26 protein-coding genes are annotated in these 26044 nt (G+C 30.0%); 4 read left to right on the top strand and 22 right to left on the bottom strand.

Annotation, left to right across the window (positions count from 1 at the left end; translation table 11 throughout):
* Positions 1 to 3: 3 nt before the first annotated feature.
* Positions 4 to 1206 carry a tyrosine--tRNA ligase gene (gene tyrS / locus G0Q09_RS06570; protein WP_125349288.1) on the bottom strand — a complete coding sequence of 401 codons (1203 nt, stop codon included), beginning with the start codon at positions 1204 to 1206 and terminating at the stop codon, positions 4 to 6.
* Between the two features lie 303 nt (positions 1207 to 1509).
* Between tyrS and ybaK the strand changes: the two genes are divergently transcribed.
* Complete coding sequence (gene ybaK / locus G0Q09_RS06565) at positions 1510 to 2001, top strand: Cys-tRNA(Pro) deacylase (protein ID WP_125349287.1); 492 nt, start codon at positions 1510 to 1512, stop codon at positions 1999 to 2001.
* A 1-nt stretch (position 2002) separates the two neighbouring features.
* Here the strand turns inward: ybaK and G0Q09_RS06560 are convergent, their stop codons facing one another.
* A complete protein-coding gene (locus G0Q09_RS06560) occupies positions 2003 to 3124 on the bottom strand; it encodes a redoxin domain-containing protein (protein WP_219034342.1) in 1122 nt (373 codons plus the stop codon).
* Positions 3125 to 3304: 180 nt separating this feature from the next.
* On the opposite strand from G0Q09_RS06560, the gene G0Q09_RS06555 reads away from it, so the two are divergent.
* Positions 3305 to 4075, top strand: coding sequence for a hypothetical protein (locus G0Q09_RS06555; RefSeq protein ID WP_219034341.1), 771 nt, complete (start codon positions 3305 to 3307; stop codon positions 4073 to 4075).
* 290 nt (positions 4076 to 4365) lie between these two features.
* Here the strand turns inward: G0Q09_RS06555 and G0Q09_RS06550 are convergent, their stop codons facing one another.
* The 7 genes from G0Q09_RS06550 to G0Q09_RS06520 form a co-directional block, all read right to left on the bottom strand.
* On the bottom strand, positions 4366 to 4704 hold the full coding sequence (locus G0Q09_RS06550) for a cysteine-rich CWC family protein (protein ID WP_038331257.1): 339 nt from the start codon (positions 4702 to 4704) through the stop codon (positions 4366 to 4368).
* Positions 4705 to 4981: 277 nt separating this feature from the next.
* Positions 4982 to 6271, bottom strand: a complete 1290-nt coding sequence (gene brnQ, locus G0Q09_RS06545) for a branched-chain amino acid transport system II carrier protein (protein WP_219034340.1) — start codon at positions 6269 to 6271, stop codon at positions 4982 to 4984.
* 322 nt (positions 6272 to 6593) lie between these two features.
* The gene (locus G0Q09_RS06540; RefSeq protein ID WP_219034339.1) at positions 6594 to 7193 is read right to left on the bottom strand and encodes a hypothetical protein; all 600 of its coding nucleotides are present in this window, start codon (positions 7191 to 7193) and stop codon (positions 6594 to 6596) included.
* Entirely contained in the window at positions 7175 to 8578 is a 1404-nt protein-coding gene (gene creD / locus G0Q09_RS06535) for a cell envelope integrity protein CreD (RefSeq protein ID WP_219034338.1), read from the bottom strand. Before creD ends, G0Q09_RS06540 begins: the two co-directional genes overlap by 19 nt.
* A 65-nt stretch (positions 8579 to 8643) precedes the next feature.
* Entirely contained in the window at positions 8644 to 8943 is a 300-nt protein-coding gene (locus G0Q09_RS06530; protein ID WP_038331250.1) for a winged helix-turn-helix domain-containing protein, read from the bottom strand.
* A gap of 9 nt (positions 8944 to 8952) precedes the next feature.
* Positions 8953 to 9585, bottom strand: a complete 633-nt coding sequence (locus G0Q09_RS06525; RefSeq protein ID WP_219034337.1) for a hypothetical protein — start codon at positions 9583 to 9585, stop codon at positions 8953 to 8955.
* 120 nt (positions 9586 to 9705) lie between these two features.
* Complete coding sequence (locus tag G0Q09_RS06520; RefSeq protein WP_038331245.1) at positions 9706 to 10425, bottom strand: 3-ketoacyl-ACP reductase; 720 nt, start codon at positions 10423 to 10425, stop codon at positions 9706 to 9708.
* Positions 10426 to 10571: 146 nt separating this feature from the next.
* On the opposite strand from G0Q09_RS06520, the gene G0Q09_RS06515 reads away from it, so the two are divergent.
* A complete protein-coding gene (locus G0Q09_RS06515; protein WP_038331235.1) occupies positions 10572 to 10841 on the top strand; it encodes a DUF1294 domain-containing protein in 270 nt (89 codons plus the stop codon).
* A gap of 5 nt (positions 10842 to 10846) precedes the next feature.
* On the opposite strand, the gene arfB is transcribed toward G0Q09_RS06515, so the two are convergent.
* From arfB to G0Q09_RS06475, 8 genes are all read right to left on the bottom strand, one after another.
* A complete protein-coding gene (gene arfB / locus G0Q09_RS06510) occupies positions 10847 to 11239 on the bottom strand; it encodes an alternative ribosome rescue aminoacyl-tRNA hydrolase ArfB (protein WP_219034336.1) in 393 nt (130 codons plus the stop codon).
* A complete protein-coding gene (locus G0Q09_RS06505; RefSeq protein ID WP_115000880.1) occupies positions 11239 to 12420 on the bottom strand; it encodes an MFS transporter in 1182 nt (393 codons plus the stop codon). Before G0Q09_RS06505 ends, arfB begins: the two co-directional genes overlap by 1 nt.
* A gap of 1 nt (position 12421) precedes the next feature.
* Positions 12422 to 13375, bottom strand: coding sequence for an aldo/keto reductase (locus G0Q09_RS06500; protein ID WP_115000882.1), 954 nt, complete (start codon positions 13373 to 13375; stop codon positions 12422 to 12424).
* Between the two features lie 261 nt (positions 13376 to 13636).
* Positions 13637 to 16669, bottom strand: coding sequence for a sensor histidine kinase (locus G0Q09_RS06495; RefSeq protein WP_219034335.1), 3033 nt, complete (start codon positions 16667 to 16669; stop codon positions 13637 to 13639).
* Positions 16656 to 17450, bottom strand: coding sequence for a LytR/AlgR family response regulator transcription factor (locus tag G0Q09_RS06490; RefSeq protein WP_219034334.1), 795 nt, complete (start codon positions 17448 to 17450; stop codon positions 16656 to 16658). The genes G0Q09_RS06495 and G0Q09_RS06490 overlap by 14 nt, the downstream gene beginning before the upstream one ends.
* A gap of 82 nt (positions 17451 to 17532) precedes the next feature.
* Positions 17533 to 18687 carry an MFS transporter gene (locus G0Q09_RS06485; RefSeq protein ID WP_038331221.1) on the bottom strand — a complete coding sequence of 385 codons (1155 nt, stop codon included), beginning with the start codon at positions 18685 to 18687 and terminating at the stop codon, positions 17533 to 17535.
* 8 nt (positions 18688 to 18695) lie between these two features.
* Positions 18696 to 19085, bottom strand: a complete 390-nt coding sequence (gloA2, locus tag G0Q09_RS06480) for an SMU1112c/YaeR family gloxylase I-like metalloprotein (protein WP_219034333.1) — start codon at positions 19083 to 19085, stop codon at positions 18696 to 18698.
* Positions 19086 to 19088: 3 nt separating this feature from the next.
* Complete coding sequence (locus G0Q09_RS06475; RefSeq protein WP_219034332.1) at positions 19089 to 20168, bottom strand: NADH:flavin oxidoreductase/NADH oxidase; 1080 nt, start codon at positions 20166 to 20168, stop codon at positions 19089 to 19091.
* Positions 20169 to 20465: 297 nt separating this feature from the next.
* On the opposite strand from G0Q09_RS06475, the gene G0Q09_RS06470 reads away from it, so the two are divergent.
* On the top strand, positions 20466 to 21800 hold the full coding sequence (locus G0Q09_RS06470) for an NAD(P)/FAD-dependent oxidoreductase (RefSeq protein WP_115000890.1): 1335 nt from the start codon (positions 20466 to 20468) through the stop codon (positions 21798 to 21800).
* A 71-nt stretch (positions 21801 to 21871) separates the two neighbouring features.
* On the opposite strand, the gene G0Q09_RS06465 is transcribed toward G0Q09_RS06470, so the two are convergent.
* The 5 genes from G0Q09_RS06465 to G0Q09_RS06445 form a co-directional block, all read right to left on the bottom strand.
* Entirely contained in the window at positions 21872 to 22525 is a 654-nt protein-coding gene (locus tag G0Q09_RS06465) for a hypothetical protein (protein ID WP_219034331.1), read from the bottom strand.
* 143 nt (positions 22526 to 22668) lie between these two features.
* Positions 22669 to 23454, bottom strand: coding sequence for a zinc ribbon domain-containing protein (locus G0Q09_RS06460; protein ID WP_125349270.1), 786 nt, complete (start codon positions 23452 to 23454; stop codon positions 22669 to 22671).
* Positions 23455 to 23456: 2 nt separating this feature from the next.
* Positions 23457 to 24554 (bottom strand): Nif3-like dinuclear metal center hexameric protein, encoded by a 1098-nt coding sequence (locus G0Q09_RS06455; RefSeq protein ID WP_257468097.1) that lies wholly within the window; start codon positions 24552 to 24554, stop codon positions 23457 to 23459.
* Positions 24551 to 25039, bottom strand: coding sequence for a GNAT family N-acetyltransferase (locus tag G0Q09_RS06450; protein ID WP_219034330.1), 489 nt, complete (start codon positions 25037 to 25039; stop codon positions 24551 to 24553). The genes G0Q09_RS06455 and G0Q09_RS06450 overlap by 4 nt, the downstream gene beginning before the upstream one ends.
* The gene (locus G0Q09_RS06445; protein WP_115000898.1) at positions 25011 to 26042 is read right to left on the bottom strand and encodes a phosphotransferase enzyme family protein; all 1032 of its coding nucleotides are present in this window, start codon (positions 26040 to 26042) and stop codon (positions 25011 to 25013) included. Before G0Q09_RS06445 ends, G0Q09_RS06450 begins: the two co-directional genes overlap by 29 nt.
* Between the last annotated feature and the right edge of the window lie 2 nt (positions 26043 to 26044).

Genomic DNA, 26044 nt, shown 5'->3' with positions numbered 1-26044 from the left:
CTATTACTTCAACTCGAAGAAATCTCGTTTTCCTATTTTAATTTTAGTTTCGGTTTTTAATTCAAAATCATCAAAAGCATCCATTTTTTTCTCTCCATTAATTTGTACTGCACCGCTTTCTATCAAACGTCTGATTGCATTTCTCGATAAATCTTTCTTTAATTGATGACAAACATCTAACAATGTAATATTATCATTCTCAAAGTTTAAAGAACTAATTTTAACAACTTCGAAAACTCTATTTTCATCATTTCTTTTCTGAAATTGATTGTTAAAAAATTCTTCTGCTTGTTCAGCTTCATTTACAGAATGGTATTGAATAATAATATTTTTTGCAACTAATTTCTTAATTAACATTGGATTATCTGTTTTTAATCGCTCATTCAAATTCATTTTTTCTTCAATAGAAAAATCCGTTGCTAACGCAATATATTCTTCTAATAAATCATCTGGAATAGACATTGTTTTCCCAAACATTTCATTTGGTTCATCCGTCAAACCAATAATATTATTCAACGATTTACTCATCTTTTCTTTTCCATCGGTTCCTCTCAAAAGTGGCATACACATTACAATCTGAGCAGCTTCTCCATTGGTTTCTTGCAATTGTCGTCCCATTGTACAATTAAATAATTGATCCGTTCCTCCCATTTCGATATCAGCACTTATCTGAACAGAATCGTATGCTTGTAAAATCGGGTAAACCAACTCATGCATTGCAATCGGCGTATTTTCGGTGAAGCGTTTATTAAAATCATTTCGATGCATCAGTTGTGCAACCGTAACTTTTGACAACAACTGAATAATATCCGAAAAAGGTAAATGATCTAACCAGTCTGAATTAAACACAATTTCAGCCTTATTCACATCAATAATTTTTGACAATTGATTAATGTAGGTTTCCGCATTGTTCTGAACTTGTTCTGCATTCAGCGGTTGACGACTTTTATTTTTTCCTGTTGGATCTCCAATCTGAGCTGTAAAACTCCCAACCAAAATAACTATTTGATGTCCCAAATCTTGAAATTCTTTCAATTTCTTCAATACAACGGCGTGACCAAGATGTAAATCTGGTGCGGTAGGATCAAAACCTAATTTGATTCGTAATGGTCGATTTTCTTTTTCAGCTAATTTTAATTTTTCTTCCAATCCATTTTCTGGTAAAAAAATAGCTACATTTTCCTTTAAACTTTTTAAATTTTCCATGATTTTTTTTTTAAATAAAAAAAGCCCGAGCAAAACTGCTCGGGCTTGTAGATTATGATTAAATTTTTGACGTACAAAATTAATACGAAGTATACACATAGTCTACCCGAGCAAATATTGTACGATAATAAGTGCTAAAAAACGGTAAACGTAATATGTGTTGCAAAAACTTCATTTATAATGCAAAGGTAAGAATAGTTTTGAGAATAGAAATTTTCGTTCAAAAAATTATCTTAGACAATAATTCTATAGAAAAACCTTTATAAAAGTTTTTCGTAATAACTTTGTGTAAATTATTATAGAATGAGCAATAAAACTGCTAAAACAAATGTAGTACGAATTTTAGACACACACAATATTTCGTACGAATTGCGCGAATATGAAGTTGATGAAGAACATATTGATGCTTTGCATGTTGCAAATTCATTGAACGTAAATCCGGAAGGAATTTATAAAACTTTGGTTTTGAAAGGAAATATAGAACCATTTTTAGTTGCCGTAATTCCTGCAAACACACATCTTGATATGAAAAAATTTGCGAAAATTTCTGGTAATAAAAACTGCGAAATGCTTCCTTTGAAAGATTTGCTGAATGTTACAGGTTATATTCGTGGTGGTTGCTCACCTATCGGAATGAAAAAGCAATTTCCTACTTACATAGAAGAACTGGCTGTTTTGCAAGATCAGATTTGTATTAGTGCAGGAAAAAGAGGTTTACAAATTATTCTAAACCCCGAAGATTTAAGAAATTTGATTGAGGCTAAATTTGAAGATATTACACAATTTGATTCATAATTTATTTACTATTCAGAATGATTTTTTCTAAAATAGTTGGAAATTTTGCTTCATCTTCAAACGTCAAATCTGGATTTGCATACACAATAATTCCATTTTTATCAATCACATAAGTTGCTCTATTATTGTAACCTAAACGATTATAAGAATTATACATCAACGAAATTGCATAGTTTTCGTCATTCAGATACGTAATATTATTTGTTCGCAAAGCTGATTTCCATAATTCTAACAACGGATTTGTAGAACTAGAAACTGCGTAACTTTTTACATTTTGTAACAATGGATTATGATCGATTAATTGAATTTGAGCAGCACAAGTCATTGCTGCTTTCGTATCAATTGACGTAAAATCAGGCAAAATTTGTCCACTAAACGCCGCAGGATAAAACGTTAAAACTTTAAAAGTCGATTTATCATCCAAAAATTTATCTGTCGAATTAGTCTTATAATTCGGTCCATTCAAAATAAAATCTGGTGCTTTATCACCAACCTTCAAGGTTTTATTTTCTGTGATATTTACTTCTATGTTATCGATTTTAGACGTTCTTTTAATCAATCTTTCCAAAGGTTTCAGATGTTCGCCTTGCGCACGATAATCATTATCTCGCATCAAAATTTTATTGTTTTGATCCACTAGAAAAAGAATCGAACTTTCTACTAAAACATTGTTAGAATTTGACGTTGGAATTATACTCGAAATTGAATTTTGCTTAAAAGGTTTCAACCCTATTGCATTGTAAATTTTTCCAACTTCATCATAAATTACCTTCGTTCCATCCAACTTATTTTGATTAGTCGTTTCATTAAAAGCAAACGTTTGCTGCGGTTCTTTACTCCATTTATTATCTTCATTTACAATATAAATCACATCAATTTTTGGTGGATTTTGAGACGAAAATGCCAAATTCTTCACAAAATAATAATTCAGCGAAGTTGTCATCATGCTCGCATACGGATTCGTTTTGTATAAACTTGGCGTAAATACAATAATTTTAAAGTTTGAAGATTGATTGATATTTTCAATTTTATTAATCGGAAACTGAGCGCCAACATTCAAATTTTGAGCTTTTGTAAAACAAAAACCACATATAATTAGTACTATCGAATAGATTCGTAACATAAAACGTTTATTTTAAATAAACTAATAAAAACTACCACAAGATAACTAAAATTCTACTTTCTCAAAAAAACTATTCATTAAATTCTCATTAGAATTGACGATTAACTTTTGAAATTATCAAGTTTTTTTTGCAGTAAATCAGTTACCTTTGTGTTGATTTTTAATTTAAAATTTACACAAATGGAATTCAATGTTAGCAATGCTTTGAAACAATTAAATAATGATTATTCAGAAGATAAGGCGTCAGAAATTATCGAAAATCTATTGTATAATTCAACTGATTTTTCTGATGAAGACCATGAAATAATCGATCAATTGGGTGATAAATTTCTACGAATTGCTGCACAAATTTTTGTGGAAGATTTGGCGTATGATTTCAATACTTTGGTGAATTATTGGGAAGCTTTTATTGGACAATTAACAGAAGAACAATCTCAAAACTTATTGAATTTCGCTATTGAACAAACAGATACAGAATTTGTAGAAGATTTTATTATTGGATACCGAAAATTTTATTCAAATCCCAAAGAAAGTATTACATTTTTCAATAAACTGAATGAAGACGAATTTTACGAAATTAAATTCTTCAAAGCACGTTGTTATGAGGTTTTAGGTGAAAATGAAAAAGCTGTGGAAGCTTATAATAGTTACTTAAATTTTGCACATTTCAAAAAAGAAGAAAATGCTGAACAAGCTGCTGTAAACGAGTTTTATATTAGTCATAGCATTGCGCCTTTGTTAGTGAGCATGAAAAAATATGATGAAGCCAAAACTTACTTTGATCGTGTTTTAGGAAATATCGATTTCGAAGATTATTTAGCTAATTTTGAAGGTTCTAATCAACAAGAAATCAAAAGTTTCTTAGAGGATTATGTAACAACTTTGGAAGAAACTGAAGATAAAACAACTGCTGAAAAAATTTCAAAAAAAATAATGCAATATTTTTCTTAGAATTACAACATTCGGAAATGTAGTATTGATTTTTTAGCAAATATTCATAAATAGGTAAATTTAATATTTTCTTAACATTAATATAAATTCTATCTATTTGAGTATAAAAAAATAAATATAAATTTATTTATCAAATTAAGAAATCTACCTACCTTTGTACCATAAATAATTTATTCATAGTTGTTAAGGATAATGAAGTTGATTTTCTGAAGAAGAATATCCTTAATCAAATAGAGTTTTTTATAGTATTTTTAGGTTGGTTAGTGGTTCAATGTAAGTTGAACCATTTTTTATTTCTTATAACCATAAGCACAATGTCTGCAACCATTTTGGCAACATTTTCCTTTCTGATAATGGAAAAATTCTGTAAAAACCCAATACCCATTTTCGATATAATAATGTATATGAGGAACAAACTCCGAAGGCATTGTTGGATGTGGATATTCTTGATCTAATTCTACAAAATAATTCAGTTTTTCTATACAAGAATTACACAAACATTTGTAATGCGTTTTCTTCAAAAACTCTTTTATTTCATCTTTTATAACAATTGTAGTACAAGCACAATTCGAAATATCATCTACCTTACACTCCATTGTTTCGTTACAACGCGAACAATTTTCGATCATTTTTTTGGATTATTTTTTTGATTTTTCAAAATACGAAAAATTCATAAACTTATCTTAAATCATGTGATTGAAATTCTCTATAACCATCATAAATAAATAGTTATAAATTAATTCTATCTAGACATAAAAGAAATCATTTAAGAATAATAGATTTAAAGTCAAAACTTTAAGAAATTTGTAAAAGAATAAAAGATAGACATTATCATTATTCAATTAGTGTTTTTATAGTAGTTTTGATTGGTTAAAATCCTCGGAATAATTTTCCGAGGATTTTTTTTTATTTTCTTAATCTATCAACTAATAAACCAATTACAAAACCGATAATCGAAGGTGCAATCCAACCTAAATCGTATTCGAAAAATGGAATTTTATTCAGATTCTCTATAGTCGATTCATCTAACTTTCCTAATAATTTCAATAATCCTAAAATTGCGATGATTGTAGACGCTATTAATGCAAAAATATAAGGTGTTTTACTTTTAATTGTTTTTCCAAACAACACTATATAAATAACTAATGTGATTGTAATTGGATATACGAAAGCCAAAGGTGGATATGCAAAATTAATAATTTCGTCTACACCTTTTATTGATAAACCAAACGATATTACTGTACATAAAATCACTAAAACAGTGTAACTTACTTTTCCATTTGTTAAACGTCCAAAAAATGTACCTACCGCAGATGTTAATGCGATTGAAGTTGTAAGACAAGCAAACGCCATACATAACGCAATTGCAATTAACCCATACTGTCCTAATGTATTTCGAGAGATTTCTATTAATAATTCTGCACGAGAAATTTCTGGATTTGTAATTCCAGAAGTAGCACCTAAATAAATCAATCCACCATATACAAATAACAAACAAGTTGTAGACAATAAACCTGATATAATTACAATTTGAGATTTACTTTTTGTATCAATATACCCTTTATCTCGTGCTGCTGAAATAATAATTCCAGCAAAAATAACAGAAGCCAAAACGTCTAATGTTTGATAACCTTCTATAAAACCTTTCGAAAAAGATTGCATCATCGTTAAGTCTGAAGGTAAGAAATCAGCGGTTGGGTATATAATTCCAATGACTATTAATAAGGTCAATAAAATCAATAATACTGGTGTTAAATAATTTCCAATAACGTCTACCACTTTTGAGGGACGAATCGCTAAAATAAGTGTTACTGCAAAAAATAGTAACGATCCCCACATCGGATCCAATGTTGGAAAAAATGGTTTCAATCCCACTTCGAATGTTGTTGCAGCAGTACGAGGAATCGCAATTAACGGTCCGATACAAATCATAATAATTGTACCTAAAATAGCCGCCAAATGTTTGTTCACACGATGCCCTAAATCATTAAAATTATCACCCGAAAAAACAACAGATAAAATACCAGTAAATGGCAATAAAATACCAGTTAACCCAAATGCTATCATCGCGACGAAATAATTTGAGCCCACTTCTAATCCTATCAAAGGAGGTAAAAGAAGGTTTCCTGCACCAAAAAACATCGCAAACAACGCAAATCCAAGTGTTAATACATTGGTTAACTTTTTACTTTTCATATATTTAATAATTCTATCTGTTTTAAAAAACGGTTCGCAAATTACTACAATTGCATTTTCAAGCCTTAAACTTAGTAGAATTATTCGATAATCACACAGCTAATTTATAAATTTGACAGAATTGAATAATAATTTTTATATTTATCAGAATTTAATCTTTATATATTATGAATGTTTTAATCATCAATATCAAATCTTAATTGATTTGAAATTTTATCTAAAGTGATAATTCGATTCGTTGGTGTATAACCTTCTCCTTTTGGCTGAAAATATTGAATATCTATCTTCATAGTTTCAAAGTAAACATTCATAACAAAAATTTTTAAGCTTTTAATTTTAAAATTTTTGTAATAATATTTATGAGGTAAATATTAAACATCATAAAACAGATTGATATTGAAGGATACTCAAAAACAGCGAAAAGTATTATAATCAAACTAAAAAATAGTATTAAAACTACCGCTAAAAAAATCGAAAAATAATTAAGATAATTAAAACCTATCGTTTCTTCATCATCAAAATTAGTGTAGAATATTGCTGCAAAAAAATCGACTATAATTAAAAGAAACAATAAATAACCTAAAAGCGGCAAATAAAAACTTAAATCATGAAATCCTCGAATAATTGTTACATCCAAAACAAAAGCTACTGGAATACAAAGCCATGTAATGTTGGTCCAAACAAATATTTGTCCAGAATTAGAGAAAATTTTTCCTAAAAACAACTCCGAAATCTTATCAATTTTCAAATAAAATGACATTGCAAATAAGCAAATCACAAGCTCTAAAATAAGAATAGAAAAGCTGAAAATTGTATCATTATTTTTAATCACAATATCCGTAAAGGAAATTGCCATCAGTACAAGACCGATGACAAAAATCCCAAAAAATAAGTGTGCAAATGTTATTTTGTTTTGTTCCATTCGATGTTTTTTGAATAGTACATTAGGATTGCAACAATGATAAATAATCCTATACTTCCTACTAATAACGCGTGTTCTTTGAGTTGTAAAACACTGTAAATAAATGTGTATAATAAAATTAACATTAATGTAATTTTGAATGTGAAACCAAAGGATTTTAGGAAAGAATTAACGAAAAATGTAATCAATAAAATAGTTGCACCAGATGAAATAAAGTAAGCGATGTCAAATCCTAAATATTCTGACAACGATAACAATAACACAAAATTGACACAGATTGCAAATCCAACTAACGCATATTGTACCAAGTGAATATTAAAATTATTTCGACTTTCGATAAAGAAAAATGCCACAAATGTTAATCCAATGAACAGAATCGCATATTTTGTCGAACGATATGTTTTGTCATAATGATCGTTCATCTGTAAGAAATTAACGCCAAAACTATAATCAGAAAAGTTAGAAGCGTCTTGCCAAATCTGTCCTTGCAAAGGATTTTGTTGATAAATAGACCATTTTACATTGGTTTTTCCATTCTTTGTTTCGGGATCAGAATTAGGTAAAAAATTTCCATCATATTTCAAATCTTTCCAATTTGTAGTCAAATCAACTTTTGTATTAATCGCCGATGGAATGATATTCAACATTTGTGAACCTTTCATCACCAAATTGATTGAAACTTGATTAAAATCGAATGTAGAAGGATCTATTTTTTGAGACATCATTTGCACAGGCATCACTTTTTTAGTGGTACTCACTTGTTCCAAATATTCTCCATTTTCTACTCTAACTTTTGGTTGAATAGTAATTGTAGAAGTTATATTATCCATATTCAATGGATAATTTTTGTTGTTAGATTGTACAATTACTTTGTTCTCATATCCTTTAGAATCAGAGATTCCAAAAACAATTTTAGTCGAAACTACATTTTCTGCACTTACTTCCACTTCATTAAGCATATCGCTATAATTCTTAAATTTCGAATTGATATTCAGTTTCGAATTGTAAACTACTGCTTCATAAATACTACGACTTTTTAACTGCGTATCAATCGTTCCATTTATATTTAAATCATTAGCAGAAATATACTTTTTCACTTGTTGCTTCACAACTTTTCCTTGTCCATCATTTACATTTTCCATGTAAGTAACCTCGATAAAAGGACCATAAATCGTCTGTTTCCCACTCCATTTATCTGAAATTTCGGTAATTACTTTTTCCTTGTTTCCTTGTCGTTCTTCAATTAAATTTAATATGAACGGAATCGGAATTAAAAGTCCTAAAACTAAAAGACATACCAAAAATCCTTTTATCATTGTTTTGTTTTGTGAATAAACTGATTGATTTTCAGGTTGATATTCATTTTTTAAATCATTGTTTTCCATAAGTTTGAATTTTATTATTTATTTTAAAAAGTACTTTGTTTTTCAAAGTTTAAATGCAAAAAAAATTATTTTATATTCTTTATTAATTTTTCAAGATAGTTCAAATGCTCCTGAAAAGCTTGTTTTCCAAGTGCTGTTATCGAATAAGTTGTATTCGTTTTTCGACCTATAAATCCTTTGTGTACAGTAATATAATCGTTTTCTTCTAGGTTTTTTAAGTGCGAAGCCAAGTTACCATCAGTCAAATCTAAAAAGTCTTTCAAATCCTTAAAAGAAATTTCTTCATTCATGACCAAAGCACTCATAATTCCCACACGAATACGATTATCAAAGACTTTGTTTAATTTATTAAGATTAAAATCCATGTTGCAAATTTAAGCTTTGTAATCATATTTTCGTACCATCCAAATCCCAAAAATTAGATGTAAAAGCCCGAAACCGATAAACCAAAACAATAAACCATTGAAAATAAAATAGAAAGCCAATAACCCTAAAAATATTTCGCACATTGCCAAATATTTTATTTCTACAATTGTGTCACGTTCTACCGTATACAAAGCTAAGCCGTAAAACAAAAGCGTTGCTGGAGCTACATAAGCAAAACTAAAATTATTGATAAAAATCAAACTTACTATTCCTCCAACGATTAAAACAAAAAGAAATTTACGCAATATTCGTTTTGTAACTGGATTTATAAATTTAACGTCATCTTTTGTCGATTTTCTGGTCATAAAAAAGAAACCTCCAATACATGCAACCATTAAAGTTACAATTCCTAAAATGAATAATTTAATTTCTAAATTATTCATTAAAATAGGTGTCAATGTCCCTCTATAATTTACTTGAAGTGCATCTTGTAGAATCAAAACATAAGCGATAAAAGCAGAAATCATTCCCACTACTCCAACCCAAACACCACTCCATCCACTAATACTTGTGAATTTTGATGTGCGTTGCATCATTGATTTGATTTCGTTTAAACTTTCTACAGGATTATTTGTGCTCATATCAAAAGTACTTTGTAATTCAAAGTTAATATAAAAAATGATTCCTCAAAATATTTTTTCAAAAAAAATCCAATTTCTAAATGAAATTGGATTTTATAAATATGATTAATTAATCAATTTTTAAGGATTTGTAGACCACAAAGAAGCTGAAGCCAGCATTGCGCGTTTATCTAATTTTAATAAATCGACAATTAATTGAGCAAAATCTTCAGGCTGAAGCACTTTTTCTGGATTTCCATCTGTGATTTTCAACACATCTTTTGACATCTCAGATGCAATTGTACTTGGAGTTAAAGTCGTAACACGAATGTTTTTCTTTCTCAATTCAAACATTAATGATTCTGATAAACCTATCAATCCCGCTTTTGAAGCTGAATAAGCAGAAGTTACTGCGTTTCCTTTTAATCCTGCTGTTGAAGATACATTGATAATATCACCACTTCCTAACTCTACCATCGAAGGAATTACTGCTTTAGAAACATAATATGGTCCAAATAAATTCGTACGCACAATCTCTTCCCAATCATTTTCTGGCATTTCCAAAAAACTTCCGAAAGCCGCAATACCGGCATTATTAATCAAAATATCAAACGCTCCAAAACTCTCAATTAATCGTTCAAGTTGCATTTTCACTTCAACTTTTTCGACTACATTAAAAATCGAATAATCCGCTTTTACTCCAAAACTTTTGATCTCTTCTACAGTTTCTTCTAATGTCTTTGTATTTCGTCCTGTCACAGCTACATTAACACCTTCTTTAGCCAATGCCAAAGCAACAGCTTTTCCTAAACCTCTACTACCTCCTGTGACTAAAGCATTTTTCCCTTTTAAATCTTGCATAATTATTTTATAATTAAAATTTTACAATTTATTTTTTTGAAGATTTTTTATGATTTTGAAGTACAAAGATAAACAACACAGATTTCTAAAAAAATATTTTTTATCTACTTAATTATAAGTATTTTTACTACTTAATCACACACTGAATGGATAAATATTTATTTTTTACTCTACTCCTTATCAACGTTCTCTCTTTTTTTTTATTTAAAATAGATAAAAAAAACTCAATTATTGGTAAAAGACGTGTATCTGAATTAGCACTTTGTTTTGTGACTTTGATTGGTGGAACAATTGGTTCTCTTATGTCAATGCAGATTTATCGTCATAAAATAAGAAAAAAGTCTTTTATTTTTAAAATAGTAATGATTATAGCAATACAATGTAGTTTATTATTTTTTTTAGTTGATCGAATTTAATTGTTCTAAAATTTAAATCTACGACCGTCTTTTTTCTCAGCTTGTTGTTTCTTTTGATTCAGTCTTTTTTGTTGAGAAGCTTTAGTAGGTTTAGTCTTTTTTCTAAACTTTGGAATAATCAATGCTTTTTCAACTAATTCTAACATTTTCTTTGTTGCAGATTCTTTATTGTCCAATTGAGAGCGAGATTCTTGCGAATTGATTTGTAAAAATCCTTCTGAATTAATCTTATTTTTTAGCTTTTCTGTGATTAATGCTTTTTCTTCATCAGAAAAAAATTGGGAAACTTCAACGTTCCATTTTGCTAAAACCATCGTTTCAACCTTGTTTACATTTTGCCCTCCTGCACCGCTACTTCTCGCTGTTTTATATGTTATTTCATAAGAAAAATCTTTCATCACTTATTATTTTTATTGAATAAAATATGAGAAATCAAACAGATTAAAGTAAAAAAAACGCCAACAGCAACCACTCCATTCCATTGAAATTTATCCCACGCATTTGCTGCAATAAATGTTCCTAAAGATCCGCCAATAAAATAACTCGTCATATAAACTGTATTCACTCGATTTCCTGCTTTGGCATCTAATCCAAAAATAATGGTTTGATTAGAAACGTGCATTGCTTGTAAACCTAAATCGATCAAAATTACACCAACAATTAATCCCCAATATGTATAGCCAAATTCATAGAAAAATCCCCAAGAAATTAGCATGATCATGATGGAGTAAAAGATAATTTTCGAGGTTGATAATACTTTCGAAACTTTTCCAACTAACGCTGCAGCCAAAGCACCTACAGCTCCAATTAATCCAAATGCGCCAGCAACATCGCTTCCTACAAAAAATGGAGCTTCTTCTAAATGAAAAACCAATGTTGTCCAAAATGCACTGAATGCTGCAAAACCTGTTGCTCCACGAAAAGAAGCTAATCTTAATTGCGGTTGAGTTTTCACTAATTCCACAATAGATTTCATCAGATTACCATAAGTTCCTTTGAAATTTGGCTGTATTTCTGGTAAAAATATATAGATGAATATCCATAGTACAAACATTAAAATTGCACCTATCAAATAAACTTCTCGCCATCCTAAATATTCGCCAATAAAGCCACTAAAAACGCGAGAAAGTAGAATACCAACAAGCAAACCACTCATAACCATTCCGACAGCTTGTGCTTTGTTTTGAGGTTCTGCTAATTCAGATGCCATTGGCACAAAAACTTGCGGAATAACTGAAGTGAAACCGATAAGGAAACTTAATGGAAAAAGCCAACTTACAGATGGTGCAAAATACATTCCCAAAAGAGCTGCAATAATAAAAACAAAATCGATTAAAATCATTCGTTTTCGTTTCAATAAATCTCCTAAAGGAATAATAAATAACAATCCACAGGCATAACCTATTTGTGTTAGCATTGCAATATTAGAGACTTTACTTTCGGAAACATTAAAATCTTTTGCAATTAATGACAATAAGGGCTGATTGTAATAATTATTCGCCACAACCAAACCACTCCCAATGATCATTATCCATAAAATGATTGGAGTTAATTTGGGTTTCATTTGTAAATTTTCCATTCTAATATTCGCTTGCTTCGGTCAAAAGTTTCACATCATCATGAGATAATTGCACATTTACAGCTTCTACAAAAGCATCAAGATGTTGTTCCTTAGTCGCACTCGCAATAGGAACTACAACTGTTTTCTGATCCATTAACCAAGCCAAAGCAACTGCTGAATAAGAAATATTATATCGCGTAGAAATAGTTTGTAAAGCGTCCAAAATTTTGAATCCTCTTTCGTTCAAATATTTTTTGATTCCTTCTCCTCGTAAACTTTGTTGTAAATCTTCTTCAGTTTTATATTTACCTGATAAAAATCCACTCGCTAAACTATAATAAGGAATAACAGCTAAATTGTATTTCTCAGCAACAGGTTGCAAAAATTCTTCAAAATGCTGACGATCATACAAATTATATTCAGGTTGCAAGGTTTTGTATTGCGGCAAATTGTAAAGTTCTGATTTATCCAACGATTCAATCAATCGCTCCGAAGAAAAATTAGACGCACCAATATATCTCACTTTCCCTTCTTTTATCAATTGATTATAAGCGGATAAAGTTTCTTCAACAGGTGTATTTACATCATCATAATGTGTTTGATACAAATCAATATAATCTGTTTGTAAACGGATAAGTGATTCTTCTACTTCTTTTAAGACATGAGCTTTTGTAGTATTTGGCTTATCTTGAATCATATTTCGTCCACCAACTTTCGTTGCCAAAACGATTTGATCTCTCACTCCTCTCGATTTTATCCAATTTCCGATAATTCGTTCAGATTCTGTTCCAACGTTACCATCCACCCAATACGAATAGTTATTTGCAGTGTCTATCGCATTAAATCCTCTGTCCAAAAATCCATCTAAAATTCGAAAAGATTCTTCTTCATTCAATGTCCAACCAAAAACATTTCCTCCGAAAAAAATTGGTTTTATCTCTAAATCTGTATTTCCTAATTGTACATTTTTCATGGGTATAAAGATAAAAAAAAAGCTACTTTGCAGTAGCTTCTTGTTGTAAAATTTTTTGACTCACACGTCGAAAAATGTAACTTTTAAGATACTTTATGGTGTCTTCATAGGTTTAGAAAACAAAGCATCAAAGTTTAATACTTAGTTTGAAATCGATACTGCAAATATATATACTGAATAATATCTATCATTAAAATAGAGTTTAGATTTCGTTAATTCACGTTTCAGCAAGGTGAATTGTAAATTTATTCAGGTGAAATTTTAATCAACTTTCAAAATCATTCGAACTTTTGTTCCTTTTTCATGAAAATCTATAAAAATATTTTCTTCAATATTATGATTAAGCAATTGTAAACGCTCATTAATAATTTTAAGTGCTTTCGAATCGTGAGTTTTATTTTGCGTAATTTGTGTTGTATTTCCTTTTCCGTTATCTTCAATAATTATTTCTAAATAATCAATTTTTATTCTAATAATCAATTTGATAATCGGTTGCAAATGGTTTTGATCAAATGCGTGAACAAAAGAATTTTCGATAATTGGCTGAATCAACATTGGCGGAATTTTGATACGATAAATATCCAATTGGCTATCAATTTGAACATCAAATTCTATTTTATTTTTCCATCTAAAATTCTCAACTTCAACATATAATTTCAAAAAATCAATTTCATCTTTCAAACTAATTTCATCTTTTGTTGAAAGATTTAACATCTGACGAATCAAATGAGAAAAACGTCCCAACGAATTTAACGCATTATCAATATCATTATCCAAAATATAAAACTGAATAGAATTCAACACATTGAAAATAAAATGCGGATTCATTTGAGATTGTAAGGCTGTTAACTTCGTTTCGGTTAATTGTCGCTCTAATTGCAAACGTTGATTTTCTTGTGTATTTTTCTCATTTAATTGACTAATTTTTAATTGATTAAATTTATTTAACGTCTTGATTTTATTTGTATTATAACGATAAACAATCAAACCTAAAGTTAAGACTGACAACAAAATAAAATAAATGTTCAAGTAAAAAGGTTCGTCAACATTCAACGAAACCAAATCAATAATTTGTTTTTGTCCATTGCTTGTATCTGTTATTTCTAATTGAATACGATATTTACCATATGGTATATTCCGCAAATAAATAGATGGGTTATAAAAATACTCATTCCACTTTTCATCAGGATTTACACGATATCTGTACTTATAACTTTGAGCGAAATTAGCATCAACGACAGCAAAATTTAGTGTAATATTGTTCTCATTATTTTTTAAATTCAAATCTTTATCAATCAAATCAAACCACATAAATTTATCTATCCCAAAAGATTCATCATTAATTTTAAAACTTGTAATAATAATCTCTTTCGACTGATTTTTTTGCTTTAATAAATTCTCGAGATTTAACTTATAATAACCATTTTCAACACCAATTGTAGCCGTTTTTCCGTCAAAAATAGACGAATGTATATCCTTATTCACAAAACCTTGTTCATTGCCAATCATATATGTTTTACCATTATTGAAAACGAGTAAATTACGATTGGTTCCAATTAAAATTGAGTTCCCAAAAATGTCAATTGAACTAATATTTTCTCCACCAATTTCACGAATATTAATTACTTTTTTTGTGATTAACTCATCTCCCTTTATCTCTAAAATATAAACTTTCGCAAATTCTGTTGCAACCAACAACTGATTATCTCCAACACATTTTATCATTTTAATTTTAGATTCTTTAAACTGATTATTTTGCAAATACGAAATAAAATTTCCATTTTCATACTTGAATAATCCATCTAAAGAAGATCCAAAAAATACAGCTTTTTTATTTTGACAAATCGAAACAACATCTTTCGGAACATTGGCTTGCGCAGCGGAATATGCGTGATATTTTAGGTTATTCAAATCATCAAAAACCAAAATTCCTCCAAAAGGATTTGTTTGAATAAATTGATTATTAAAATACGTAAATTGACTTGTTCGATTAGGTAAATAATCTTTGAATTCTCCATTAAAATCTAACTCGAAAAGTCCTAAATTAGTTGCTATAATGAACGAATTGTGACGGATAATCATTTTATAAAAACGAAGGTTTTTTTCTTTCAAATCAAAATCAATTTCATAAAAATCTTTATTTGATTGACTTAAAAAATCTTTGAATTTTGACTTATTTCTAAGCATATATTGATAAAAAGCATCTCTCTTTATCTGCTTATTGAATATATTATTCTCCTGAAAATAAAGTCCATCTGGCGTTAAAAAATATTGTGTATTCGCAACTTTTAAAATTTCAATAACCCTTTTATTATCAATCGTATAAAAATCTAAGAAATGATTAAAATGAACTTCAAAAAGTCCTTTATCAGCACTTCCAACATAAATTAAATCATCGGTTTTACTACTAAAAACTCGATATGGATAATCCGAAGTGATTTTAAAATTTTCTGTTTGATCTGTTATTTTATTATTCTTTAACTCCGCAACCATACCATTTCCCGCACCCGTTTCGTAACCAGCTAATAAAAGAGAATGACGTTTATCTGAAATGTTGTGATTTCTAAAAACTGGAAAATCATACGTTTTAAAATTCAATTTTTTATTCAAGAAATCGTTTATCGGAATAACATTAAGACCTTTAGACGATGACAAATACAAATCATTATTATACAAAAAACTATAGTTAATTCGATTGAAAGGATTGACCAACTTCAACTTATCACGATGAACTTCATAAACACCATGATCGATTGTTGCAACATAAACCTTATTTTGATATTCGAAAAAAGATACCGTTTCGAACACAATATTGTTATTTTTTTCGAAAGAAGGATTGTAAATTTTCTTTGATTTTGTATCAATAATCGAAACGCCTCCTTGCGCTGCAACATATATTAAATCATCTAAGTAAAATAAATTTCGAACACGATCCGAAACCAACCCTTTCGCTGTATTAATTTGTTCAAAACGTTGACCAGTAAATTTCAATATTCCTTGTCCATAACTTCCAAACCAAATATTATGCTGACTATCTTCTATTATTGTCCAAACATTATTGTATTGTACTTTCTCGAAGCGTTTCATCATTTTGAAATTATCCATGTCCTTCACAAACACGCCAAAACGAGTTCCAACCCATAAAATTTTGCGAGAATCTTTGTAGACACTCAAAATCTCATTGGCAGGCAAACCATTTTCGTACGTGTATTGTTTTGTCAAAACATATTGCGCAGAAAGTTGATGTGAACAAAGAAATAAAACAAGTAAAAAAATGAAGTTACGCAACCACATTCGATAAGATTTTATACCCCAAAGAAGTCACAGGAAGATTTGATTCGCCGTCTTTTGGATGACAATTAAGAATCAATAAATTGTTTCGTTTATCAAATTTTTTAGCAAAATTAATGTTGACTAAATATGATCTATTGACACGGAAAAAATTGGTTTGATCAATCAAATTTTCTACCTCTTTCAGTGTTTTAGTTACCATGTACGCCTCTTTTTCGGTAAAAATTGTACAATAACTATCATCTGCTTTACAGTAAATAATATCTTCAATTTTCAGTACCAAAACCTCTGTTATAGATGGAATAAAAATAATTCCATGCTCGTTTTTGAAAACATCTTTCAGATTATCAGCTTCAACTTCATCTTCAAAATCATCTGCAATATTGACAATCTTTTTTGTTGTTTTTGTTTGATTTTGACGTTCTACAAAACGATTCAATAATACTTTTAAGTCAGAAATTGAAATAGGTTTCATCAAATAACCCAAACATCCCCATTGATTTACGGCTTCTAAAATATAATCTGAATGAGCTGTTGTAAAAATGACATCAAACGTAATATCATCAAAATAATCAAATAATTTAAACCCAAATTCCTCTGGCATCTGAATATCCAAAAAAACTATATCTGGTTGATTTTCCTTAATTTTTTCTACACCTTCTTTTACAGAATTCGCAGTATCAATGGAAACAAAAAAATCTGGCAAAGCATGTTGAATAATTTTCTTTAAACCTTGTTGAGCAAAGTGTTCATCGTCTATAATAAGAGCTTTGTAATGATTCATTTTGAGTTTAATTTGTTACAAATATAAACTAAAAAAGGATGCTCTAAGCGAACATCCTTTGATTATGATTGAAGTAATATTTTTAAACTCTTTTCGATTTTAATTGTAAAAAGATTGCTGCAATTATTGATCCGACCGAAGCCATAATAAAGCCAACCCATAATTGCGAATTAAATCCTAATCCCATTGCAATTGGAATTCCTCCTAAAAATGCACCTAAAGCATTTCCGATATTAAAACTTGCTTGACCAGCCGCTGCTGCTAAAGTTTCTGATCCTTTTCCATTATTAATCAACATCATTTGAATTGGCGAACCAATTGTAAACGCAATTAATCCTGTAATAAATGACATGATGTACGCCATAATTTGTATGTGAGAAGTGAAATAAACAATCACTAAACAAACCGCCATCGACGCAAAAGAGATGATTGCAGCTTTATTTGGCGACATGGTATCTGCCAATTTTCCACCTATAAAATTACCGACAAACATTCCTAAACCAATCAAAGTCATAATTATTGGAACTTTTGTTTTAGGTAAATCTGCCACATTTGTCATTAATGGAGAAATGTAACTTATCCACGCAAATAATCCTGAAGTTCCAATAGAAATCATCACAATTAATACCCAAGCTTCCCATTTTTTGAAGAAACTTAATTGTTCTACTAAACTTCCTTTGTTTGTATTTTTAAGATTTGGAACCCAAAGCGAAATTGCTAACATCGTGATTAATCCTAAACTCGCAATAATCCCAAACGTTAATCGCCACGAGAATACTTGTCCTAATTTTGTTCCTAATGGAACACCGACCAAATTCGCAAACGTTAATCCTGCAAACATAATCGAAATGGCTTGCGCTTCTTTTCCTTTTGTTGCTAATTGTGCAGCCACAACAGATCCTACACCAAAAAATGCTCCGTGAGGTAAACCAGACATAAAACGAGCAATTAATAAGGTATTGTAACTTGGCGCAATGACAAAAAGTGAATTAAAAATGGTAAACAATAACATAAAAAAGATTAATACTTTTTTAGGCGAATATTTACTTGTAGCCATGATCAATGTTGGAGCTCCAACCATTACGCCCATTGCGTACATTGATATAAAATTCCCTGCTGTTGGAATTGAAATATTCAAATCTTTTGCAAAATCTTCTAAAACTCCCATCATCGAAAATTCCGTCATTCCGATGGCTAAACCTCCCATTGCTAAGGCAAGTAAACTCTTTTTTACCATTTATTCTTCTATTCTTCGTATAATTCTATCGGCAAACCATCGGGATCTTCAAAAAAAGTGAACTTCTTTTGCGTGTATTCATCCACACGAATTGGCTCTACCGTTACATTTAACTGCGTTAGTTTTTCTACTTCATTTTCTATATTTTCCACAGCAAAAGCAATATGTCTCAATCCAGAAGCTTCTGGTCGAGAAACACGTTTTGGTGGATTAGGAAAAGAAAATAATTCGATGCAGTAATAATTTTGCAAAGCTAAATCTAATTTATAAGAATCACGTTCTTTTCTATAAACTTCTTGCACAATTTCGAAACCTAAAATTTCTGTGTAAAAATGTTTTGATTTTTTATAATCTGAACAAATAATTGCAATATGATGGATTTTTTTTAATGCTAACATGGTTTATGCGTAATGATTATTTTTTGCTCTTTCATATTGTGGCAACCACTTAATATCTTCGTTTAACTCTTTTGCAGCACGCAACGCAAAATATGGATCACGTAATAATTCTCTTCCTAAAAATATTAAATCAGCTTCATTATTTTGAAGAATTTCTTCGGCTTGTTTTGGTTCAAAAATTAATCCAACAGCTCCAGTAATTATTTCAACTTGATTTTTAATTTCATTTGCGAATGGAACTTGATAATTTTTTTTGACATCAATTTTTTGATGACTTACTCCACCTCCAGACGAAACATCAATCACTTCTACTCCATTTTGTTTTAAAATCTTACATAATTTGATCGTTTCATCCAAATTCCAACCATTTTCTGCCCAATCCGAAGCTGACAAACGAACCCAAAGCGTTTGAGTTGTAATATTTTTTTGCATTTCAGCAACAATTTCCAACACAAAACGAATTCTATTCTCGAAACTTCCACCATATTCATCAGTTCGATTATTAATTAAAGGCGAAAGAAATTGATGAACCAAATAACCATGCGCTCCATGAATTTCTAAAATTTCAAAACCAGCTTTTATGGCACGTTCAGTTGCTTTTCCCCATTCTATTATAACATTTTCAATTTCAGAAATTGTTAATTGATGTGGAATTTCATCTGATTCATTAAAAGGTAAATTAGAACTCGAAACTGTTTTCCAACCATTTTTTTCGTTAGATTTTATTTGATTGTGTCCCAACCAAGGCTTTTCTGTACTTGCTTTTCGTCCTGCATGCGCTAACTGAATTCCAGGAACGCAATTGTATTTTTTGATTTCGGAAGTTAATTTTTGATACACTTCAATGTGCTCATCTTTCCAAATTCCTAAATCACCATATGAAATTCGACCTTCTGCAACAACCGCGGTAGCTTCTTGTATAATTGCCGAAACATTGCCCACAGCACGCGAAACATAATACTGAAAATGCCAATCATTTGGAAAACCATCTTCCGAAGAATATTGGCACATTGGCGACATAATAATTCTATTTTTTAATGAAATAGATTCATTTATATTGATTGATTCAAATAATTTGCTCATTACTTGTTTTTTTGACTTGATTAATTTGGAATAAAATTCGTGAATTTGATTGATTTCTTAAAATGATTCAGCTTAAAAATAGTTTAAATTCTAATCTTTCAGAAAAATTAAAAAAGCGTCGAAATACACAAAATCATAAATAATTTTAACAATTTATTTAAAACTGACAAAAAACATAAATTTAAAAAAATCTAATAATCAATCCGATATCATAGTAAATATCTAAGGTTCAGAATAATTTTTAATAAATCTTTCATTGTTTCTTAATTTGTTCGTAATTTTACAAAAAAGTGAATTTTGGAAAAGAAAAAGATTGTCATTTTAGGTGCTGGATTTGCCGGACTTAAATTAGCCCGTAAATTAAATAATAACCCACACTTTTCTGTTACACTTATTGACCGCTATAATTACCACCAATTTCAACCCTTATTTTATCAGGTTGCAACTGCAGCGATTAACGCAAGTGATATTTCGTTCCCTATTCGAAAAGTATTTCAAGGGAGTAAAAATGTGAGCGTTCGTTTAGCCGAAGTTACAGCAATTAAGAAAGATCAAAATATTGTTGAAACCACAATCGGGGATTTTTCCTACGACTATTTGGTTGTTGCCATGGGATGTACCACAAATTTCTTCGGGAACAAACAAATTGAGGAATTATCATTCCCAATGAAATCGACAAATGAAGCTTTAACGCTTAAAAATCGATTATTAACAAACTTCGAGAGTGCATATTCTGCAGAATCTCCAGAAGAATTGGAAGAAATTATGAATATTGTCGTTGTAGGTGGAGGACCAACAGGAGTTGAGCTTTCAGGTGCAATTGCGCAAATGAAAAAATTCATTCTTCCGAAAGATTATCCAGATTTAGATTTCTCTAAATTGAATATTTATTTGATTGAAGGAGGTCCAAATTTATTAGGTCCAATGTCTGAATTGGCGCACAAAAAGTCTTATGAATATTTGACAAATATGGGCGTAAATGTTTGGACAGAAGGTCGCGTAACTGACTACGATGGAAAAACAATTTCTTTGGCTGATGGTCGTACAATCAATACTCGAAATTTGATTTGGGCTGCTGGAGTTATGGGAAATGTGCCTGAAGGAGCAGTAAAACAAGAAGATTTGCAACGAGGAAATCGTTTGAAAGTAGATCGTACTTCTAAAGTTTTAGGAACTGAAAACATTTATGCAATTGGAGATATTTCTTCGATGGAAACACCGAAGTATCCTCATGGACATCCACAATTAGCACGTGTTGCAGGAGATCAAGCTGAACAATTGGCGAAAAACTTTGACAAATTAGGACAAGGTTTATCTGAAGATAAATTGACATTGTTCGAATACAAAGATCCAGGTTCTATGGCAACAATTGGTAAACGCAAAGCAGTTGTCGATTTACCTAAATTCTCTTTCTCTGGACGTTTGGCATGGTTTACATGGATGTTTTTGCACTTGATGTTAATCTTGACTGTACGTAACAAATTAGCTATTTTCTTAAACTGGGCACAAACTTATTTTACAAATGATTCATCATTACGTATTATTGTTCGTCCAACGAAAAAAGATTTTAGATTTAATTTGAAAGGTTATCGCCGTTTCCCAAAGAATCGTGATAAAGAAGTAGAAGCTTAATCAAAAAAGTATATCAATAAAAAACACCGCTAAAAATTTAGCGGAGTTTTTTTTATCTATAAATTGAAATTTTATTTTCTTGCAGAAGGTCTTCTCACTCCTGTTTTTACTCTTTCTGTTGTTGCTGATTTTGCATTTACAGCACCTTTTGCAGATTTGTTGTATAATTGAATGAAATCAAACAATCCGTCAAAATCACCCGTCAATGTTTTACCATTCGAAACTCTCAAAGCAAAGTTTGTAGACAATAAACTTCTGTTATAAGGATCAAAATAATTTTTTAAGTTAATAGATCCTGAAGAGAAATCTGTATCTAATAATGCAAATGTTCCTGAATTAAGAACTGGTACATAATTTTGCATAATAGGATCTTCGTAATATTCGATATAATCCAATCCTCTATCATTATTTTCTGTTACGTAAGTTCCATTAAAATTTAAATCACCTCTTTGAAAGATTTCTAAATACAAATAAGAGCCATATAATTTTCCATTTTTAGGAACCGGATTCGTCGATAACTCTACACTATAATAATATCCTCCATCTGCTTTTTCAATATCAGCTACAACTGCATTTCGAAGCGGAAAAGAAACGCCATCATAATTGATTTGTCCAACATTTACAATTTCTGGTCCGTTGTCATAGTATCCATCATCATTATTCACACAAGATGTTAATGATATAGACGAGACCGTTAACATTGCTAAAAATATAATTTTTTTCATAATTTCTAAATTTTCAAACTAATTATAATGCCAATATTACAAATAGCGTGCTAAAAAATAACAACAACCAGTTTTGGCATAAAAAAAGTGTCACACAAACGTGCAACACTTTGATATTAAATAAAATATTTTTTAACAGAAAATTATCCTTTGATAACGATTTCCATTTTTTCTTGCTCTTCTAAAGCCAATTCCAAATCAACCAAGATACGTCCTGAATGTTCATCAGCGATAATTTTTTTACGTTGAGCGATATCCATCTGTCTTTGTGGTGGAATTGTAAAGAAAGATCCCGCAGAAGCTCCACGTTGTACAGGAACAACAGCTAAACCATTTTTCACAGAATTTCTGATACGGCTGTAAGCATCTAATAATCTTTGTTCGATTTTAGCAGAATATTCAGAAGATAATTTCAATAAATTACTTTCTTCTTTTTCTGTATCTTTTACAATTGTATCCAACTCAGCTTGTTTGTGAGATAAATGCTCTTTCATTGAATTTAATTTTGCATTAAATTCTTCAACTTGTGCATTTTTTTGAGAAATTTTAACTGTAAACTCGCGAATACGTTTTTCAGATAACTCAATTTCCAAACCTTGATACTCAACTTCTTTAGCTAAAGCATCAAATTCTCTGTTATTTCGTACGTTATCTTGTTGTTTCGTGTATTTTTTAATTAAAGCTTCAGCATTTTTGATTGCTTCTTTCTTCAATTTAATTTCTTCATCCAAACCTTTAGTTTCGTCAACTATTTTTTGGATTCTCGTTTCTAATTGTGCAACATCGTCGCTCAAATCTTCAACTTCTAAAGGTAATTCACCTCTTGTGTTTCTGATTTCATCTAAACGTGAATCAATTAATTGCAAGTCGTATAACGCGCGAAGTTTTTCTTCTACGCTTAGTTCTTTGATATTTTTTGTTTCAGACATAGTTAACAATAATTAACAGGATTGGTATTAATTCCAGAATTAAAGACCACAAAATTAGTAAATTTTTCTTTAAGATACGAAGTTATTAAGTTTTTTGTAAACTGTTCCGATTCAAAATGCCCAATATCTGCCAAAACAAGCTTATTTTCAGCAGTAAAAAAATCGTGATATTTCAAATCTGCCGTGATATAAATGTCCGCTCCAGCCGAAATTGCATTTTTTATTCCAAATGCGCCAGAACCTCCAAGTACAGCAACCTTCTTTATTTTTTTGTTTAATAATTTCGAATGACGAATAACGGGTGTATTCATTTGAGTTTTTAGATAATTGAAAAAATCGAGTTCTTCCATTTCATTTTCCAACTCTCCAATCATTCCAATTCCAATATAATTATTTTGATTATTCAACGAAATAACAGAATAAGCAACTTCTTCGTACGGATGATTTTTGAACAAAGCATTCATCACATCACCTTCCAAATGTTGCGGAACAATAACCTCTATTCGCGTTTCGTTTACTGCTTCCAATTTCCCTATTTCGCCAATAAACGGATTTGCACCAGCAGTTGGTCGATAATTTCCTTCGCCTTCTATCGCAAAACCACACGAATCATAATTCCCAATTTTTCCTGCACCCGCTTCATACAACGCAAATTTCAATTGCTCAGCATGTTCTGTTGGTACATAGGTAATTAATTGTTTGATAGTTTGCAATTTTGGAATAAGAATTTTCGTATTCAATAAAGCTAATTGTTCAGAAATTTTGAAATTAACTCCAACTTTCGAATTATCTAAAGCTGTATGCGTTGCATAAATATTAATTCCATTTTTGATTGCTGTCATCACAGCTTTTTCAACATAATTTTTTCCGTTCAATTTCTTTAAACCAGAAAAAATAATTGGATGAAAACTCACAATCAAATTACAATTTTTCTCAATCGCTTCTTCCACAACTTCTGGTGTTGTGTCCAACGTTACCAAGATCTCTGTTACCTCATTATTGTAATCACCAACTAGCAATCCAACATTGTCAAAATCCTCTGCATACGCCAAAGGCGCTATTTCTTCCATCGCCAAAGCGACATCTTTTACTCGTATCATTTCTCTTTTAAAAGCAATTTTTCTGTAGGCAAATCATTTTCGATGCCTTTCCAATACGATTCAAAATTAAACTTTTCTAACAACTTTCTTGAAGCAACATTATCAGGATCGATGACAGCCATTACTTGCAAATCAGGAAATTTTTCTTTTGATTCTGCTAATAAATGTTCGCAAATCATTGATCCAAAACCTTTTCTCCAAAATTCTTTTTTCAATAAATAACCTATTTCAAGTGAATTTTCGATATGTTTGTTATACACCAATTTACAATCACCTAAAAGTGTGTCGTTTTCGTCATAAACCTTAAAAAAACCAAGGTTTTCGTTAACGCTACCTTTTTCTAAGATTGATGTAAATTTGTGATTTGCTTGCTCTTCATTCAAACCTTTTCCAGAGATATATTTCATCACTTCGTCGTCCTGAACAAGTTTAAAAAAGTTATTAAAATCTATAGGTTTATATTTTTCGAACCGAATTTTCTTCATGAAATTTTGTTAATGCTTTTAATAAATTGATTTGATTAATCGTACGATTTAGATTTTGTTTTGGATAAGAAATCGAATAATAAATATCGTTTTCTAAATAATCTGCCAAAAATCTAACCGCCTGAATATAAATCACAATATACGCAACAAAATCCATATTTTCGATCTCTATTGGTTGTAAATCATATTTTAAATGTTCTAAAAACCCATTTTTAACCGCTTTATAATAATCAGGTTCAAACAATTTTTCAGGATTAGGATCGTCTTCAGCTTTCAGGTTTGCGTATGTACGAATCATATCTCCAAAATCGCACAAAATATTCCCTGGCATTATTGTATCCCAGTCTATCACAGCGATTGCTTGCGAATGATTATCATTATTAAATAAGAAATTACTGATTTTAGCATCAGCATGAACGACACGCTTTGGGAAATCTATTTCTAAATACTTTTCAACTTGATACAGATTATCCAAAATATAAGCAACTTCTTCTTTCGTTTCTTCTAAACGCTCTGTTGAAGCATTTTTCAATGCATTTTTGAAATCATTTACACGTTTATGATAATCTAAAAACCCGACAATCGAAGGATAAATTTCATCAACATTAACATCTAACAAATACGAATGAAATTCACTAATTGTTTTCGCCGCTTCATACGCTTGTTCCGCAGATTCCACTTTCTCAAAACAAATAGAATTTGGAATAAAAGAAGTCATTCTCCAAGTTTCTCTATCTTCTTTTGCTAATAAATTTCCTTGCAAATCTTTTACAATTTCGATTACCGAATTTTGATAATTCTTTGCTTTTAGATGGCGAGAAATGATGTCAATATTGTTCGAAATTACTTCTGGTTGAGGAAAAACGTGCGTGTTTATTTTTTGTAAAATATATTTTTTTCCTTCATACTCAACTTCATAAGTAGAATTAATCCAACCAGAACTGATTGGATTAATACTAACTTGATCTATATTTTCGAAATAATGTTTTAATATTTTCTCCATTA

The sequence above is a fragment of the Empedobacter falsenii genome (assembly GCF_019308355.1).
Taxonomy (GTDB): Bacteria; Bacteroidota; Bacteroidia; order Flavobacteriales; family Weeksellaceae; genus Empedobacter; species Empedobacter falsenii_B.
The sequence above is the reverse complement of the archived record's forward strand: the minus strand, read 5'-3'. Positions and strand labels throughout refer to the sequence as shown.

Bases quoted from the DNA above. Each gene is read 5' to 3' on its own strand.
- gloA2 (WP_219034333.1), bottom strand. From the start codon at position 19,085: ATGTTAGCATTAAAAAAAATCCATCATATTGCAATTATTTGTTCAGAT.
- G0Q09_RS06500 (WP_115000882.1), bottom strand. From the start codon at position 13,375: ATGAAAAATGTACAATTAGGAAATACAGATTTAGAGATAAAACCAATT.
- G0Q09_RS06525 (WP_219034337.1), bottom strand. From the start codon at position 9,585: ATGAGCACAAATAATCCTGTAGAAAGTTTAAACGAAATCAAATCAATG.
- G0Q09_RS06515 (WP_038331235.1), top strand. From the start codon at position 10,572: ATGGATAAATATTTATTTTTTACTCTACTCCTTATCAACGTTCTCTCT.
- G0Q09_RS06560 (WP_219034342.1), bottom strand. From the start codon at position 3,124: ATGTTACGAATCTATTCGATAGTACTAATTATATGTGGTTTTTGTTTT.
- G0Q09_RS06555 (WP_219034341.1), top strand. From the start codon at position 3,305: ATGGAATTCAATGTTAGCAATGCTTTGAAACAATTAAATAATGATTAT.
- ybaK (WP_125349287.1), top strand. From the start codon at position 1,510: ATGAGCAATAAAACTGCTAAAACAAATGTAGTACGAATTTTAGACACA.
- arfB (WP_219034336.1), bottom strand. From the start codon at position 11,239: ATGAAAGATTTTTCTTATGAAATAACATATAAAACAGCGAGAAGTAGC.
- G0Q09_RS06485 (WP_038331221.1), bottom strand. From the start codon at position 18,687: ATGGTAAAAAAGAGTTTACTTGCCTTAGCAATGGGAGGTTTAGCCATC.
- brnQ (WP_219034340.1), bottom strand. From the start codon at position 6,271: ATGAAAAGTAAAAAGTTAACCAATGTATTAACACTTGGATTTGCGTTG.
- G0Q09_RS06445 (WP_115000898.1), bottom strand. From the start codon at position 26,042: ATGGAGAAAATATTAAAACATTATTTCGAAAATATAGATCAAGTTAGT.
- G0Q09_RS06455 (WP_257468097.1), bottom strand. From the start codon at position 24,554: ATGATACGAGTAAAAGATGTCGCTTTGGCGATGGAAGAAATAGCGCCT.
- G0Q09_RS06460 (WP_125349270.1), bottom strand. From the start codon at position 23,454: ATGTCTGAAACAAAAAATATCAAAGAACTAAGCGTAGAAGAAAAACTT.
- G0Q09_RS06495 (WP_219034335.1), bottom strand. From the start codon at position 16,669: ATGTGGTTGCGTAACTTCATTTTTTTACTTGTTTTATTTCTTTGTTCA.
- tyrS (WP_125349288.1), bottom strand. From the start codon at position 1,206: ATGGAAAATTTAAAAAGTTTAAAGGAAAATGTAGCTATTTTTTTACCA.
- G0Q09_RS06540 (WP_219034339.1), bottom strand. From the start codon at position 7,193: ATGGAACAAAACAAAATAACATTTGCACACTTATTTTTTGGGATTTTT.
- G0Q09_RS06475 (WP_219034332.1), bottom strand. From the start codon at position 20,168: ATGAGCAAATTATTTGAATCAATCAATATAAATGAATCTATTTCATTA.
- G0Q09_RS06465 (WP_219034331.1), bottom strand. From the start codon at position 22,525: ATGAAAAAAATTATATTTTTAGCAATGTTAACGGTCTCGTCTATATCA.
- G0Q09_RS06530 (WP_038331250.1), bottom strand. From the start codon at position 8,943: ATGGATTTTAATCTTAATAAATTAAACAAAGTCTTTGATAATCGTATT.
- G0Q09_RS06550 (WP_038331257.1), bottom strand. From the start codon at position 4,704: ATGATCGAAAATTGTTCGCGTTGTAACGAAACAATGGAGTGTAAGGTA.
- G0Q09_RS06490 (WP_219034334.1), bottom strand. From the start codon at position 17,450: ATGAATCATTACAAAGCTCTTATTATAGACGATGAACACTTTGCTCAA.
- G0Q09_RS06520 (WP_038331245.1), bottom strand. From the start codon at position 10,425: ATGCAAGATTTAAAAGGGAAAAATGCTTTAGTCACAGGAGGTAGTAGA.
- creD (WP_219034338.1), bottom strand. From the start codon at position 8,578: ATGGAAAACAATGATTTAAAAAATGAATATCAACCTGAAAATCAATCA.
- G0Q09_RS06505 (WP_115000880.1), bottom strand. From the start codon at position 12,420: ATGGAAAATTTACAAATGAAACCCAAATTAACTCCAATCATTTTATGG.
- G0Q09_RS06450 (WP_219034330.1), bottom strand. From the start codon at position 25,039: ATGAAGAAAATTCGGTTCGAAAAATATAAACCTATAGATTTTAATAAC.